The sequence below is a fragment of the Roseomonas haemaphysalidis genome (genome assembly GCF_017355405.1).
Classification (GTDB): domain Bacteria; phylum Pseudomonadota; class Alphaproteobacteria; order Acetobacterales; family Acetobacteraceae; genus Pseudoroseomonas; species Pseudoroseomonas haemaphysalidis.
In genome coordinates this window covers 194,117-209,135 of record NZ_CP061179.1, presented here as the reverse complement: position 1 = coordinate 209,135, position 15,019 = coordinate 194,117, and the positions used below count along the sequence as shown (strand labels likewise).

Here is a 15,019-nt window from a genome sequence, read left to right as displayed (position 1 = left end):
CGGTGGTCAGCGTAAGCATCGTCCGCCGCCATGCGCAACGGGTTTGTTCTACAAACAGGACAGATCGCTGTCCGGTATCCCAGACCGCGTGCCGGGCTGGTTAGCCAGACAGCGTTCGCAGCCACCGCGCCTTGCCGGACAGCACATGCGCTTCCCCGGCCCGCCGCGCCGCTTCGGCATCGCCGCTGCGGATCGCTTCCACCATCTGGCGGTGCTCCAGGTGGCTGGCATCGCGGTTTTCCGGCGTTTCCAGCATGGTGCGGCGCAGCGGGTGGCTTTCCTTCAGCAACGCGCGGTACATGGCGGCGCCACGCTGATGCGCCGCGGCCTGCAGCATCGCCTCGTGGAACTCGAGGTTGAGGCGGTAGTAGGCCGCGGTATCCCCGCCGCGTAGCGCATCTTCCAGCGCCGTCAGCCGCGCTTCCAGGTCGCGCTGCTGCGCCGGCGTCGCGCGCCGTGCCGCCAGCGCGCAGGTGAAGCCCTGCAGCAACGCGCGGGCGTCGTAGAGTTCCGCGAGTTCCGTGGCGTCCAGCCGGCGCACGCTCATGCCGCGCTGGCCGGCGTCGCCCGCCACGAGCCCTTCCTGCTGCAGGCCGCGCATCGCCTCCCGCAGCGGGCCGCGCGACACGCCAAGGCGCGCGGCCAGCGCCAGTTCGTTGAGCCTTTCGCCTGGGGCCAATTCGCCGGACATGATCATTCGCTCCAGCGCATCGCGCACGAAGTCGGAACGGGACTCGCTGCGTGGGGCGGCCGCGCGAAGGTCGGGATCGTGGTCGGGCAAGGCGTCAGGCATAGGGCCAGCGGGCCATAGGCACCCCGCCCTGTCAACGGATGACAGATTGTAGACAATCTGTTGACAGAACGACCCGCGCCCTTGAAGCTGCGTGGGGAAACAATGGCGCGGCCGGGCCCCGAGCCCTGGAACCAGCGCCGGGAGGAACTGTCACATGATCCATCGGCGCGCGCTGCTGGGCGGCGGAATGGGCCTCGCCCTCGCCGCCCCGGCCCTGGCGCAGGGCTCCGCGGCCTATCCGGACCGCCCCATCAAGATCACGGTCGGCTTCGCCCCCGGCGGTTCCACCGACACGGTGACGCGCATGATGGCACCGAAGCTCGGCGCCCTGCTGGGCCAGCCGGTGGTGGTGGACAACCGCCCGGGCGGCAGCGGCAACGTGGCCACCAGCACCACGGTGCGGGCGGCGGCCGATGGCTACAACCTCTTGATGGGCACCATCTCGGCGCTGGCCATCAACCCCAGCATGTTCACCGACCTGGGCTTCGACCCCGCCACGGATCTGGCGCCGATCGGCATGGCCGTGGACATCCAGAGCGTGCTGGTGGTGCCGGCGGACCGGCCCTGGCGCAGCGTGGCCGAGCTGGTGGCCGCCGCCAAGGCCAAGCCGGATACGCTGAGCTACAGCTCTTCGGGCATTGGCGGGGCGGGGCACCTGTCCGGCGCGCTGCTGGACCACCTGGCCGGCATCCGCACCGTGCACGTGGCTTACCGCGGCGGCGGGCCGGCGATGACGGACCTGATCAGCGGCAAGATCGACTATTCCTTCGCGACCGCGCCCAATGCCCTGCCGATGATCGAGGCCGGGCGCCTGCGCGCCCTGGCCGTGCCGACGGAGCAGCGCCTGCCGGAGCTGCCGGACGTGCCGACCGTCGCGGAAACGCTGCCGGGCTTCGCCGTCGCCAACTGGTATGCGCTGGTCGGGCCCAAGGGGCTGCCCGCGCCCATCGTTCAGAAGCTGAACGCCGCCCTCCGCGAAACGCTGCGGGACCCGGAGGTCAAGGCCCTGCTGGTGGCGCATGGCGCCACACCCACGCCCTCCACGCCGGAGGAGCTGGGACGCTTCATCCGCAGCGAAACCGCCAAGTGGCGGCCCATCGTGCAGGCCACCGGCGCGAAGCCGGAATAGCCGGAAAGGACGCCCGCATGCCGACGCTCTTCGACAAGATCTGGGACAGCCACGTGGTGGGGGTGCGGGAAGACGGGCGCGTGCTGGTGTATGTGGACCGCAACGTGATCCACGACCTGCACGCCCCGCACGCCTTCGGCAAGCTGCGCGCCGCCGGCCGGGCGGCGCGGCGGCCTGAACTGACCGTGGCGGTCACCGACCACACGGTGGACACGCGGCCGAACCGCACGGCCGCGAGCAACCCCCAGGCCACCGCCTCGCTGGCCGCGACGCGCGCGGGGGCCGAGGATTTCGGCCTGCACCTGATCGGGCTGGACAGCCCGGTGCAGGGCATCGTGCATGTGGTGTCGCCCGAACTCGGCATCGCCTTGCCGGGCAGCACGGTGGCTTGCCCGGACAGCCACGCCTGCACGGTGGGCGGCATCGGCGCGCTGGGGCTGGCCACCGGCACCACGGAGCTGGTGCATGTGCTCGCCACCCAGACCCTGGCACTGCACAAGCCAAAGCAGATGCGCATCACGCTGGAAGGGGCGCTGGCCCCGGGCGTGACGGCCAAGGACCTGATCCTCTTTCTGATCGGTCACTACGGCAGCACGCTGGCGCGCGGCCATGCGGTGGAATTCGCCGGCCCCGTCGCCCGCGCCCTGCCGGTCGAGGCACGGCTGACCCTGTGCAACATGATCACCGAGCTGGGCGGCCGCACCGGCCTGGTGGCACCGGACGAGACGGTCTTCGCCTGGCTGGAAGGCCGGCCCTGCGCGCCCACCGGCCCGGAGCTCGCCGCCGCCCGCACCGCTTGGCGCGACCTGGCGACCGATGCCGAGGCGGTGTTCGACCACGACCTTTCGGTGGATTGCAGCGCGTTGGAGCCACAGATCACCTGGGGCATCGACCCCACCCACGTGATCGGCATCTCCGGCCATGTGCCGGACCCCGCGCTGGCGGCACCGGAAGACCGCGAGGCCCTGGGGCGGGCGCTCGCCTACATGCAGCTGGCGCCGGGACAGCCGATCGCCGGGTTGCCGGTGGACCGGGTCTTCATCGGCTCCTGCACCAATGCCCGGCTGAGCGACCTGCAGGCCGCCGCCGCCCTGCTGGACGGCCGGCGGGTGGCGCCGGGGGTGGAGGCCGCCGTGGTGCCCGGCTCCTCCGCCGTGAAGCAGGAGGCCGAGCGGCTGGGCTTGCATCGCATGTTCCTCGACGCCGGCTTCGAATGGCGCGAGTCCGGCTGCTCCATGTGCGCCGGCGTCAATGGCGACGAGGGGCGCTCGGGGCAACGCATCGTTTCCACCACCAACCGCAACTTCGCGGGGCGCCAGGGGGCGGGCGTGATGACGCACCTGGCCAGCCCGGCCATGGCGGTCGCCGCCGCGCTGTCGGGCCATATCGCCGACCCGCGCGCCCGGGCGCCCCGCTGATGCGCCGCTTCGAGCCGGTCAGCGGCACCGCCGCCCTGCTGCCGCAGGATGACATCGACACGGACCAGATCCTGCCCGCCTCGCACATGCGCGGCAGCAACGTCGATTACGGCGCCGGGCTCTTTGCCAATTGGCGGCGGGACCCGGACTTCGTGCTGAACCAGCCGCGCTTCGCGGCAACGCGCATGCTGGTCGCCGGCCGCAACTTCGGCTGCGGCAGCACGCGCGAGCACGCGGCCTGGGCACTGGATGGCTTTGGCATCCGCGTGCTGTTCGCCCGCAGCTTCGGCGAGGTGTTCCGTGAGAACTGCCTGCGCAATGCCATCCTGCCGGTGACGCTGGCGGAGGCGGCGCATGCCGCGCTGTCCGCCGCAGTCGCCGCCGCCGACGGCGCGCCCGGCTTTCGCGTCGATCTCGCCGCGCAGCGCGCGACGGGACCCGGCGGCTTCGCGCTCGGCTTCGAGGTGGCGCCGGTGGAACGCATCGCGCTGCTGGAAGGGCTGGATGACATTGGCCTGACGCTGCGCTCGGGCGAAGCCATCGCCACTTTCGAGGCGGCGCAGCGCGCCTCGCGTCCCTGGCTGCAACAGATGGCCCGGCCCGGTTGGAACAGCCGCGTCGCCGGCGGGGGAGACGGCGCGTGACACATCCCGGACACCGCCTGCGCGCGCTGCTCGACGCACCCGAGATCCTGGTGCTGCCCGGCGTGCAGGACGCGCTGTCCGCCCGGCTGGCGGCGCAGCACGGCTTCGGCGCCGTGGTGGCCGGCGGCAATGCCGCGACCGGAACGCTGCTGGGCGCCGCCGACCTCGGCCAGCTCGGCCTGCGCGACTTCGCCGACCATTACGGGCGCATCGCGGCGGCGACCGACCTGCCCGTGCTGGTGGATGCCGACACCGGCTTCGGCGGGCCGCACAACGTGGCGCGCATGGTGCGCGCCTTCGAGCAGGCGGGCATCGCCGGCTTCTTCATGGAAGATCAGGTGACACCGAAGCGCTGCGGCTACCTCAGCGGCAAGGCGGTGGTGCCAGTGCGCGAGCAGCTCGGCAAGCTGGCCGCGGCGCTGGACGCGCGGCGCGACCCGGCGCTGGTGATCTGCGCCCGCACCGACGCGCTGGGCGTCGAGGGTCTGGACGCCGCGCTGGAGCGTGCCGCGCTGTTCCGCGAAGCCGGGGCCGACATGGTGTTCGTGCAGGGCGCGGACGACTCCGCGACATTGCGCGCCGCCTGCGCGGCGGTGCCCGGCCCACATCTGGCCAATGTGTCGCAGGCCAGCGGGCGCCCCGGCCTGTCCGCCGCCGAATGCCAGGCGGCCGGCGCGGCGGCGGTGATGTTCCCGATGGCAGCGCTGCTGGCCGCGCTCCAGGCCATGGACCGCCTGTTCGCGACCTTGCGGCAGACCGGACGGGTGCAGGCGGGCGGCGATGCCCTGTTGCCCTTTGCCCGCTACAACGCCCTGACCGGGCTGGACGCGCTGGTGGCGGCCGAGGACGCCTATGCCGCCCGGGCAGAGGCCGTGCAGGCCCGCCGCGCCGGCGGCGAACCCTAGCAAGGCCCCGCCCAGCGGGGCTTGGGACGGGCACGCCGGAAGACCGGCGGCACGCCGCGTGGCCGCTCCGAACGGCGTCCAGTTGTGATCGGATCGCAAAGGCCGCTTCCCTGGCGCGCCGGTCCTCGCGATACTCCTGTCCAGAAGGGGAGGGGAAGGGTGGCAACGCCCCCTTCGCCAAGCCCCGCCCCGGCACAAGCCGGAGATCACGGGAGGAACACACCACCATGCTGCGCCGCCACCTGGGGGCCCTGGCCCTCGCCGGCAGCCTGCCGGCGCTTCCACTGTCGCGACGGGCCTCCGCCCAGAGCTATCCGTCGCGGCCCATCCGCATGATCTCGCCCTTCCCGCCCGGCGGTGGTACCGACCTGCTGGCACGCGCCATGTGCGTGCGGCTGGCCGAGGCCAGGGGCTGGACGGTGGTGGTGGAGAACCGCGCCGGCGCCAACGGCGTGATCGGGCTGGCCGAGGCCGCCCGCGCGCCGGCGGAAGGCTACGACATCGTGCTGGGCCAGCAGGACAACCTGGTGCTGGCGCCGCTGCTGACCAAGGTAGCCTTCGATCCGGTCAAGGACTTCACGCCCATCGCCTTCGCGGTGCAGTCGCCCCCCGTGATCACCGTGGCCGCGCAATCGCCCTACCACACCTTCGAGGACCTGGCCCGCGCCGCCAGGGCGGCGCCCGGCACCCTGGCCTTCGGCAGCTCCGGCAGCGGCAGCTCCTCGCACATCATCAGCGAGGCCCTGCGGCTGCGCGGCGGCATCGCCATGCAGCACGTGCCCTACCGCGGCTCCAACCCCGCCATGGCGGACCTGCTGGGCGGGCATGTGGCGGCGGTGGGGTCTTCCATCGCCTCGGCCGCCAGCGCGCTGCAGTCGGGCGGCGCGCGGCCCCTGGCGGTATCGGGTGCCACGCGCAGCGCCTCGCTGCCCGACACGCCGACCTTGCGGGAGCTGGGCTACGACGTGGAGCTGACCACCTGGTGGGGCGTGCTGGGCCCCGCCCGCATGCCGGACGCGGTGACGGCGCTGCTGAACCAGGAATTCAACCGGGTGCTGCAGCAGCCTGAGCTGGTGCGCATGCTGGCGCAGCAGGGCATGGAGCCGGCGCCCACCACCCCCGCCGCCTTTGCCGAGCTGGTCCGCAAGGACGTGGAAGCCAGCCGGGCCATGATCAACCAAATCGGCATGAAGCTCGATTAAAACGGGAGAACACCGAAGCAATGCCTGACACCGGATTTCCGCCCCCCCACGGCTTTGTCGAGATCTGCGAGGCCGGCACGCGGGATGGGCTGCAGATCGAGGCGACCATCATCCCCACGGCCGAGAAGATCGCGCTGGTCGACGCCATGCTCGACAGCGGCATCCGCCATGTGGAAGTGACCTCCTTCGTGTCGCCCCGCGCCGTGCCGCAGATGGCCGACGCGGAAGAGGTGCTGCGCGGCATCCGCAAGCGGCCCGACACCAACCTGATGGCGCTGGTGCCCAACCTGCGCGGCGCCGAACGTGCCGTGACCACGCCGGTCGATGGCGGCGTGCTGCTGATCTCGGCGTCCGAAACGCACAACCGCAAGAACCTGAACCGGAGCATCGATGAATCGCTGGCTGCCTTTCCGGCCGTGGCGGCGCGGCTGCGCGATGGCGGCAAGGAGGTGCTGGGGGCCGTGGCCGTCGCCTTCGGCTGCCCCTTCGAGGGCGAGGTGAGCCTGGACGGCATCATCCGCATCGGCCGGGCCTATGCGGCGCTTGGCGTCACGCAGATGACGTTGGGCGACACCACCGGCATGGCGGCGCCCAACAACGTGCGCCGCACGTTGCGCGGGCTGCGCGCCGCGCTGCCTGGCATGCAGTTCACCATGCACCTGCACAACACGCGCGGCGTCGGGCTGGCGAATGTGCTGGTGTCGCTGGACGAGGGTGTGCGGCGCTTCGACGCGGCGGCGGGCGGGCTGGGTGGCTGCCCCTTCGCGGCCGGCGCCACGGGCAACATCTGCACGGAGGACTTGGTCTACCTTTTGGATGAAAGCGGCTGGACCACCGGCGTGGATCTGGACCAAAGCATCGCGGTGGCCAAGCGCATGGAGGCGCTGCTCGGCCGCACCCTGCCCGGGCAGGTGATGCGTGCGGGCCCGCGGCTGCGGCTGCACGCCGCGAACGCCGTGCCGACGGCGGCCGGCTGAGATGACGCAGCCGCTTTCCGGGGTGCGGGTGGTGGACCTGACCCGCATCCTGTCCGGCCCCTTCTGCACCGCGCTGCTGGGCGACATGGGCGCCGACGTGGTGAAGATCGAACCGCCCGGCGATGGCGACCCGGTGCGCACCAACGGCGCCATCATCGAGGGCATGAGCTGGTACTTCGCTGCCTTCAACCGCAACAAGCGCTCCGTATCGCTCGATCTTCGCAGCGAGGCAGGCCGCGAAACGCTCGCCCGCCTGCTGAAAAAGGCCGACGTGCTGGTGGAAAACTTCCGCCCCGGCGTGCTGGCGAAGATGGGCTTCGACGAGGAGCGGCTGCGGCAGATCAACCCCCGCCTGATCACCGCCAGCATCAATGGCTACGGCTCCACAGGCCCCTATGTGGAACGGCCGGCCTTCGACTTCGTGATCCAGGCCATGAGCGGGTTCATGAGCACCAATGGCACGGCGGATGGCGAGCCGCTGCGCAGCGGCCCGCCGGTCACCGACCTCGTCGCCGGCCTTTACTGCGCCTTTGGCATTGTCAGCGCGCTGCAGGCCCGCAACAACACCGGGCGCGGGCAGCGGGTGGAGGCCTCCATGATGGACGGCATCATCAGCCTTTTTGCCTATCTGGCGTCCGACCACCTGGCGACGGGCGTGGTGCCCAGGCGCGCCGGCAACCACCACCCCATCGCGGCACCCTACGGGCTGTTCACGGCTTCCGACGGCGAGCTGGCCGTGGCACCCAGCACGGAGGTGATCCTGCGCCGCTTTCTGCGGGTACTGGGGATGGAAGGGGTGCTGGAAGACCCGCGCTTCAGCAGCAACGCGCTGCGCATGCAGAACCACGCGGCGCTGGACGCGCTGATCAACGCCCGCATGGAAGGCGAGTCGCGCCAGGCCTGGATGGACCGGCTCAACGCGGCGGGCGTGCCCTGTGGCCTGGTGCAGGACGTGGGCGAGGCGCTGTCCGACCCCCAGGTGCTGCACCGGGAGATGGTGGTGGACGTGGAGCACCCCGGCCATGGCACCGTGCGCATGCTGGGCTTTCCCGTGAAGCTGTCAGAAACGCCCTGCCGCATGCGGCACCCGGCGCCGGACCACGGCGCGCATACCGAGGAGGTCCTGGCCGAATGGTGCGGCGAGGATCGGCCTCGTGCCGGTGGTCCTTGAGGCCGCCCGGCGATCAGGGTGCTTGACGGACGTTGGGCCATTGCACAGGCTCGGAACTTCTGCGCCGCCGCCACGACGGGGCCTGGGCGCCAAGCCGGCCACGGCCCGCCGCGCCATCCTCGTGGTTTCGGAACAACAACAACGAAAACGTCCGGAGTTTCCGCCATGTTGCATCGCCGCACGCTGCTGCAGGGCACCGCCCTCGCCGCCGCCACCCCACTCGCCGCCGGCGACGCGCGGGCCCAGGATGCCACGCCGATCTGGAGCGCCGATTACCGGGTCAGCAAGGCGCCGGGGGTGGAGCTCGCGGTGTACCGCAAGCGGGTCGGGCCACCGGACGGCAAGCCGCTGCCCGTGCTGTTTTTCGTGCACGGCTCCTCGGCGTCCGGGCGGCCGACCTACGACCTGACCATCCCCGGGCGTGACGACGTGTCCATGATGAACGTCGCGGCGCGCTGGGGCTACGACGTCTGGACCATGGACCATGAGGGCTATGGCAACTCGTCCCGCACCGCGGGCAATTCGGACATCGCCAGCGGCGTCGCGGACCTCAAGGCGGCCGCCGACCTCGTGCTCAAGGAAACCGGCCAGCAGCGCATGCACATGATGGGCGAAAGCTCCGGCGCGCTGCGGGTCGGCGCCTATGCGATGGAGCGGCCGGACCGCGTCGGGCGGCTGGTGCTGCAGGCCTTCACCTATACCGGCGCGGGCTCGGGCACGCTCGGCAAGCGGGCGGAACAGGCGGAATACTACCGCACCCATGCGCGGCGCCCGCGTGACGCCGGCATGCTCAACAGCATCTTCACCCGAGACAAGCCCAACACCACCGACCAGGACGTGATCGACGCCTTTGTCGCGGCCGAGCTGCCCTTCGGCGACAGCGTGCCCGCCGGCACCTACCTGGACATGACGGTGAACCTGCCGGTGGTGCAGCCGGACCGCGTGACCGCGCCGGTGCTGATGATCAGCGGCGAGTTCGATGGCATCGCCTCGATGGACGATATCTGCGACTTCTTCAAGAAGCTCCCTAATGGCGACAAGCAGCTCACCATCGTGCCGGGTGCCGCGCATACGCTGGTGTCCAGCAAGCAGCGCTTCACCTTCTGGCGCGTGATGAAGTCCTGGCTGGAAGGCTGAGGCGCCCCGGCGGCACGCCCCGTTCAGGGCGCCTCGTTCAGCACGCTCGGGTGGAACAGCTCCTCGGGCGTGATGTCGCGGGTGGCGAGGCCGTCCGTCCGGGCGTAGCGGATCATCGCCGCCACCTCGTCGCGGTTGCGGCGGAAGCCGTAGGGCCAGGGATCGCCGCCCATGATGCGGGTCTGCGCCTCGGCCTCCGCCGCGATCCAGGGCAGCGACGCACGCAACACGTTGACCAGCGACAGGTCGGCCACCGCCAGGGCGCGGGCGCGGGCGAAGGCGCGGAAGATCTCCAATGGCAGCCATGGGTGTTCCGCCGCCAGCTCGCGCTTCAGCGCCACGCAATGCATGATGGGAAAGAACCCCGTGGCGCGGAAATAGGCCTCCTCCTCCGCGCGGTAATCGGGATACAGCCGGTCCACCGGCGCGCTGCGGGCGGCGAAGCAAGAGGGCGGGCGCGGGCCGATCACCGCATCCAGCTCGCCCGCCGCCAGCAACCCGTTCAGCGTCTCGCCCGCGCCGATCGGGCGCACGTCCAGCTCCGGCGGCAGGCTCAGCGCCACGCGCTCGCCCACCCCCGCCTCCTCCATGCCGCCGGTGCGCCAGGCGATCGCGCGCGTATCCACCCCGTAGTGCTCGCGCAGGATGCCGCGCACCCAGAGCGCGGCGGTCTGCTGGTATTCCGGCAGGCCGATGCGCTTGCCGGCAAGGTCCGCCGCCGTCCGGATGCCGCGGTCGGTACGCACGAAGATGGCGTTGTGCCGGAAGGCGCGGGACGGAAACACCGGGACGCCGATGTAGGGCGCATCGCCCCGCGCGGTGGTGACGATGTGACTGCCCATGGACAGCTCGGTGATGTCGAAGGCGCGGTCGCGCAGTGCGCGGCGGAAGATGTCTTCCGGTTCCCCCGGCAGCACCGTCAGGCTGACACCGGGGAGGGTGACACGCCCGTCCAGGATGGGCCGGGTGCGGTCGGAGGTGGTGCAGGCGAGCGACAGGCGGAGCGTTTCGGGCAAGGCTTCTATTCCAGGCTGGCGGACAGGTTGTCGGGCGTGAAGGGCATGCGGCGCGGGCGCAGGCCGAGAGCGGCGTGGATGCCCCCCGCGATGGCGGCGACGGTGGGGCCGAGCGAGCATTCGCCCGCCCCCAGCGGCGGCTCCGCCGGGTTGGGCAACAGGGACAGTTCCACCGCCGGCACCTCGGAAAAGCGCAGGATGGGGTAGTCGTCCCAACTCTGGCTGGTGACGGTCCGGCGGTCGAAGCGCACCGCCTCCTTCAACGCGATGGAGGTGGCCTGCACCGCGCCGCCTTCCAGCTGGTTGGCAGCGCCGTCCGGGTTGATCACCTCGCCGATATCGGCGGCGATCCACAGGCGGCGGCAGCGCACTACCTCGGCCGCCTCCACTTCGGCGGCCACGGCGCACCACGCGCCCGTATTCTTGTAGCGCGCAACGGCGATGCCGGTGCCCACGCCTTCGGCCGCCGGCGGGCGCGGCCAGCCGCACAGGCGCGCGGCTTCCCGCAGCACGGCGCAGGCGCGCGGGTCGTGCTCCAGGTGGCGCAGGCGGAACTGCACGGCATCCTGGCCACTGGCTTCCGCCAGCTCGTCCATCACGGACTCGATGGCCCAGACGTTGAGCAGCCCGCCCAGCGCGCGCAGCGCGGAGGAGCGGATCGGCATCTCGCGCAGCCGGTGCAGGCGCACGTCCAGCGCCGGCACGGCATAGCCCGGCACGGCGTTGCGCTGCCCGCCGCCGCCGGCGGCCAGCGGCGCGTCGATCGCCACGGGCAAAGGAAAGGGCGGGTCGAGATGCGCCGCCGCCAGCAGGGTGGGGTCCTCCGCGCGGCCGGGGCGCGAGGAATGGCCGTTGCCCCGCAGGACCGTGCGCCAGGAACACAGGCGGCCTTCCGCATCCACCGCCGCCTCGATCTCCGCCATCCCGGCGGGCGACAGCGGGCCCCAGGCCAGTTCCTCCGCCCGGCTCCACAACACGCGCACCGGGCGGCCGGGATGCGCCCGGGCGCAGAGCGCGGCATCCAGCGCCACGTCGTCCGCGCCGTTGTGGCCGTAGCAGCCGGCGGCCTCCACATGGTGCAGGATGATGCGCTCCGGCGGCAGCCGCAGCACGGTCGCGAGGTCGGCGCGCAGGTTGTAGATGCCCTGGCTGTGCGTCCAGACCTCCAGCCCATCCTCCTGCCACAGCGCCACGGCGCAACAGGTGCCGATCGAGGCATGCGCCAGGAAGGGCCGGGTGAAGCGGGCGGTGATGCGGTGCGCGGCGGGCGGCGCGGGCTCGGCACGCCCGGCCACCACGCTTTCCTCGGCGGGTGCAGCGGCAAGCCAGGTGGCGAGGTCGTTTTCCTCCGGCAGGCTGTCCTCGGCATGCCACTCGGCGCGGGCGGCGAGCCGCGCGGCGGCGGCCTCGGCATCCCATTCCGTTTCGGCCACGGCGGCCAGAAAGCTGCCGTCGCGCAGGACCGCGGCACCATCAGGCAACGAGCCTTCGCGCAGCGCCAGCAGCCGCGCCTGGCGCGCCGGCGGCCGCACCATGCGGGCATGCAACATGCCCGGCCAGCGCCGGTCCTGCAGAAAGCGCGGCTGGCCGAAGACCTTGTCGGGCAGATCCAGGCGCGGTGCCGGGGTGCCAGCCACGCGGCGCACGTCCGGCGCGCGGGGTGGCACGTCGCCCCGTGCCTCCACATCCAGCAGCTCCTCGCCCGCCTGGCTCCAGTAGGAGCCGGCGCCCGTGCCGTCCGGCAAGAGAAAGTCGCCATCCGCCACCCGCAACGCCGCCGGCTCCACCCCCGCCCGCGCGGCGGCGAGGCCGAGGTGGATGGCCCGTGCCTCGGCACAGGCATGGCGGATGGCGATGCCGCTTTCCTGCACGGACAGACTGCCGGAGGTCACGCCCTCGTTGGGGCTGCCGGGGGTGGAGGCTGCGTGAACGCGCACGCGGCACAACGCCACCTCCAGCTCCTCGGCCGCGATCTGCGCCAGCGCGGTCAGGATGCCCTGGCCGATCTCCACCTTGCCGGGCCTGACCGTCACGAAGCCATCGGCGGAAAAGCCGAGCCAGCGGGACAGGCGCGGCTCCGCCCGCAAGGAGCCCGGCAGGCCCGGCGCATTGCCGCCCTTGCCCATCGCGAAGCCGAAGGCGAGGTTCATGCGCGCATCTCCCTGGCGGCTCGCAGCACGGCGCGGATCATGCGGTTCTGCGCGCCGCAGCGGCACAAATTCGGCTCCAGCGCCGCGCGCACCGCCGCCTCGTCCGGGTCAGGCTCGCGCGCCAGCAGGGCGGCGGCATTGACCAGGATGCCGGACAGGCACCAGCCGCATTGCCCCGCCTGCTCCGCCAGAAAGGCCGTCTGCAAGGGGTGCGGTGCCTTTGGCGTGCCAAGCCCTTCCACCGTGCCCACGGCGCGGCCCTGGGCAGCCTCCACCGGCAGGGCGCAGGAGGGCTGCGCCGTGCCGTCCAGCGTGACGTAGCAGGCGCCGCAACTCTCGGCGCCGCAGCCAAAGCGCGGACCGCTGAGGCCGAGCGGCCCGCGCAGCGCCTGCAGCAGCGTCATGCCCTCCGCCGCCTCCACCGCGGCGGCGGCGCCATTCAGGGTGAAGGCGACCCGCATCCTATTCCACCGTGATCCGCGCCAGGCGCACGTAGTCGCGCTGCGTGTCCACGTCCTTGCGCAGAAAGGCGTCGAACTCGGCCACCGACATCGGCATGGGCTGTGCCCCCTGCGCCGCCATGGCGGTGCGCGTGGCGTCCCGCGCCAGCCAGGCATTGGTGGCGGCGTTGAGCTTCTCCACCACCGCGCGTGGCGTGTGCGCCGGCACCATCAGGCCCAGCCAGATGGAGGCCTCGAAGCCCGGCAGGCCGGATTCCGCGACGGTGGGCAGCTCCGGCATCAACGGGTCGCGCTGGGGGCCGGTGGTGGCCAGGGCGCGGGCACGGCCGCCGGCCACGTGCGGCTGCATGGTGGGAATGGCGTCGAACATCATCGGTACCGTGCCCGAGATCAACGCCGTGCGCGCCTCGCCCGAGGATCGGAAGGGGATGTGCTGGATCTCGATGCCCGCCATGGCGCGAAATACCTCGCCGGCGATGTGATACGGCGTGCCAGGGCCGGACGACGCGTAGTCGATGGTCCCCGGCGCCGCCTTGGCCTTGGCGATCAATTCGGCCGTGCTGCCCACGCCGAGCGAGGGATGCACGACCAGCACGTGGTGGGCGATGTTGACCGCCGCCGCCGCCGCCAGGTCACGCATCAGCACGTAGGGGCGGTTGGGCAACAGCGTTTCGTTGGCCGTGTGGGTGTTGGACATCATCAGCAGCGTGTAGCCATCGGGTGCCGAGCGCGCGGCGGCCTCGGTGCCGATGGTGGCGCCCGCGCCGGGGCGGTTCTCCACCACGAAGGCCTGGCCGAGCTCGCGCGTCAGCGCCTCGCCCACGTTGCGGGCGGCGATGTCGGCCGAGCCGCCGGCGCCGAAGGGCACCACGATGCGCACGGGGCGGGTGGGCCAGGCGGCGTCCTGCGCCAGGGCGGGGGTGATCGCGGGCGTGGCCAGCGCGCCGGCGGCGAGCAGGCCGAGGCCGCGACGCGTGATGCTGGGGGGCATGCTGTTGTCCTTTAATCGACTTTGCCGATGCGCCGCACGGCCTGGATCAGGCGGGCGCTGTCGGCCTGGAAGAACGCCTCGAAGGCCTCGCCTTCCTGGAAGGCGACGGGGCTGCCGGCGGCATCCAGCGCACGCCGCAGCCCCTCGTCCCGCGCACAGAGATCGCGCAGCGCGGTGCGCAGGCGCTCCCGCACGGGCGCCGGCGTGCCGGCGGGCAGGAACACGGCGGTCCAGATGTAGAATTCGACGTCCGGATAGCCGAGCTTGATAAAGGTCGGCACTTCCGGCAGGGCGGGCAGCCGCTCCTGGCCCCAGGACGCCAGCGCCCGCAGGCGCCCTTCGCGCAGGTGCGGCAGGGCCGGGCCGGGGCCGGAGGCCAGCGCGTGGATGGTGCCCGACAGCATGGCCGTCAGCGCCGGGCCGCCGCCCTGGAAGGGCACGTGCAGCAGGTCAATCCCGGCCGCGCCGGTGAACATCGCCATGGCCACGTGCAAGGTGGAATAATTGCCGGCCGAGCCGAAGGTGATGGCGCCGGGCCGCCGCCTGGCGTCCGCCACAAGGTCGGCCACGCTGCGCCAGGGCGCGTCCGCCGGCACCAGCAGCACCGTGGGGTCGGCGGTGATGCGTGCCACGGGGGCGAACTGCTCGGTGGTATAGGCCGGCACGCGGTCCTGGATGCGCTCGCTTTCCGGCAGCACGGCGTGGGACGACAGCGCCATCAGCGCCGTGTAGCCATCCGGCGCCGCGCGGGACACGCTGCTGGTGCCCAGGATACCGCCCGCGCCGGGGCGGTTCACCACCGGCACCGCCTGAGCGAAAACCCGCTCCAGCGCCGCGGCCACCGGGCGGGCCGTGACATCCGCCTGACCGCCGGGTGGAAAGGGCACGATCATCTGCACGGGCCGGCTGGGCCAGGCGGGCTGCGCCCAGGCAGCCGGCGCTAAACCCGTGGCGGCCAGCGCCAGCATCACGTCGCGACGAGACAACACGACCATTCTCCCGCGGGGGGCATCCGCCCCCGCCCT

The 15,019-nt window shown here is 72.2% G+C and carries 14 protein-coding genes; 8 read left to right on the top strand and 6 right to left on the bottom strand.

The annotated features are described in order from the left end of the window. Positions 1 to 100: 100 nt before the first annotated feature. Complete coding sequence (locus IAI59_RS20610) at positions 101 to 793, bottom strand: GntR family transcriptional regulator (protein ID WP_207415394.1); 693 nt, start codon at positions 791 to 793, stop codon at positions 101 to 103. 154 nt (positions 794 to 947) lie between these two features. Between IAI59_RS20610 and IAI59_RS20605 the strand changes: the two genes are divergently transcribed. From IAI59_RS20605 to IAI59_RS20570, 8 genes are all read left to right on the top strand, one after another. Then, complete coding sequence (locus IAI59_RS20605; RefSeq protein WP_207415395.1) at positions 948 to 1,922, top strand: Bug family tripartite tricarboxylate transporter substrate binding protein; 975 nt, start codon at positions 948 to 950, stop codon at positions 1,920 to 1,922. Positions 1,923 to 1,939: 17 nt separating this feature from the next. Then, positions 1,940 to 3,340 (top strand): 3-isopropylmalate dehydratase large subunit, encoded by a 1,401-nt coding sequence (locus IAI59_RS20600; protein WP_207415396.1) that lies wholly within the window; start codon positions 1,940 to 1,942, stop codon positions 3,338 to 3,340. Beyond that, positions 3,340 to 3,984, top strand: coding sequence for a 3-isopropylmalate dehydratase small subunit (leuD, locus tag IAI59_RS20595; RefSeq protein WP_207415397.1), 645 nt, complete (start codon positions 3,340 to 3,342; stop codon positions 3,982 to 3,984). Before IAI59_RS20600 ends, leuD begins: the two co-directional genes overlap by 1 nt. Beyond that, positions 3,981 to 4,889 (top strand): isocitrate lyase/PEP mutase family protein, encoded by a 909-nt coding sequence (locus IAI59_RS20590; protein WP_237181245.1) that lies wholly within the window; start codon positions 3,981 to 3,983, stop codon positions 4,887 to 4,889. The genes leuD and IAI59_RS20590 overlap by 4 nt, the downstream gene beginning before the upstream one ends. Positions 4,890 to 5,116: 227 nt before the next feature. Next, positions 5,117 to 6,091 (top strand): Bug family tripartite tricarboxylate transporter substrate binding protein, encoded by a 975-nt coding sequence (locus tag IAI59_RS20585; protein WP_207415398.1) that lies wholly within the window; start codon positions 5,117 to 5,119, stop codon positions 6,089 to 6,091. 20 nt (positions 6,092 to 6,111) lie between these two features. Further along, complete coding sequence (locus IAI59_RS20580; protein WP_207415399.1) at positions 6,112 to 7,068, top strand: hydroxymethylglutaryl-CoA lyase; 957 nt, start codon at positions 6,112 to 6,114, stop codon at positions 7,066 to 7,068. Position 7,069: 1 nt separating this feature from the next. Further along, a complete protein-coding gene (locus IAI59_RS20575) occupies positions 7,070 to 8,239 on the top strand; it encodes a CaiB/BaiF CoA transferase family protein (protein ID WP_207415400.1) in 1,170 nt (389 codons plus the stop codon). A gap of 165 nt (positions 8,240 to 8,404) precedes the next feature. After that, positions 8,405 to 9,376, top strand: coding sequence for an alpha/beta hydrolase (locus IAI59_RS20570; protein ID WP_207415401.1), 972 nt, complete (start codon positions 8,405 to 8,407; stop codon positions 9,374 to 9,376). 23 nt (positions 9,377 to 9,399) lie between these two features. On the opposite strand, the gene IAI59_RS20565 is transcribed toward IAI59_RS20570, so the two are convergent. From IAI59_RS20565 to IAI59_RS20545, 5 genes are read right to left on the bottom strand one after another with little or no spacing between them, the layout of a single operon-like run. After that, entirely contained in the window at positions 9,400 to 10,392 is a 993-nt protein-coding gene (locus IAI59_RS20565; RefSeq protein ID WP_207415402.1) for a substrate-binding domain-containing protein, read from the bottom strand. 5 nt (positions 10,393 to 10,397) lie between these two features. Beyond that, complete coding sequence (locus IAI59_RS20560; protein WP_207415403.1) at positions 10,398 to 12,542, bottom strand: molybdopterin cofactor-binding domain-containing protein; 2,145 nt, start codon at positions 12,540 to 12,542, stop codon at positions 10,398 to 10,400. After that, positions 12,539 to 13,003 carry a (2Fe-2S)-binding protein gene (locus IAI59_RS20555; RefSeq protein ID WP_207415404.1) on the bottom strand — a complete coding sequence of 155 codons (465 nt, stop codon included), beginning with the start codon at positions 13,001 to 13,003 and terminating at the stop codon, positions 12,539 to 12,541. The genes IAI59_RS20560 and IAI59_RS20555 overlap by 4 nt, the downstream gene beginning before the upstream one ends. A 1-nt stretch (position 13,004) precedes the next feature. Beyond that, positions 13,005 to 13,994, bottom strand: a complete 990-nt coding sequence (locus tag IAI59_RS20550; protein ID WP_207415405.1) for a tripartite tricarboxylate transporter substrate binding protein — start codon at positions 13,992 to 13,994, stop codon at positions 13,005 to 13,007. Positions 13,995 to 14,005: 11 nt separating this feature from the next. Further along, the gene (locus IAI59_RS20545) at positions 14,006 to 14,980 is read right to left on the bottom strand and encodes a tripartite tricarboxylate transporter substrate binding protein (protein WP_207443997.1); all 975 of its coding nucleotides are present in this window, start codon (positions 14,978 to 14,980) and stop codon (positions 14,006 to 14,008) included. Positions 14,981 to 15,019: the final 39 nt, after the last annotated feature.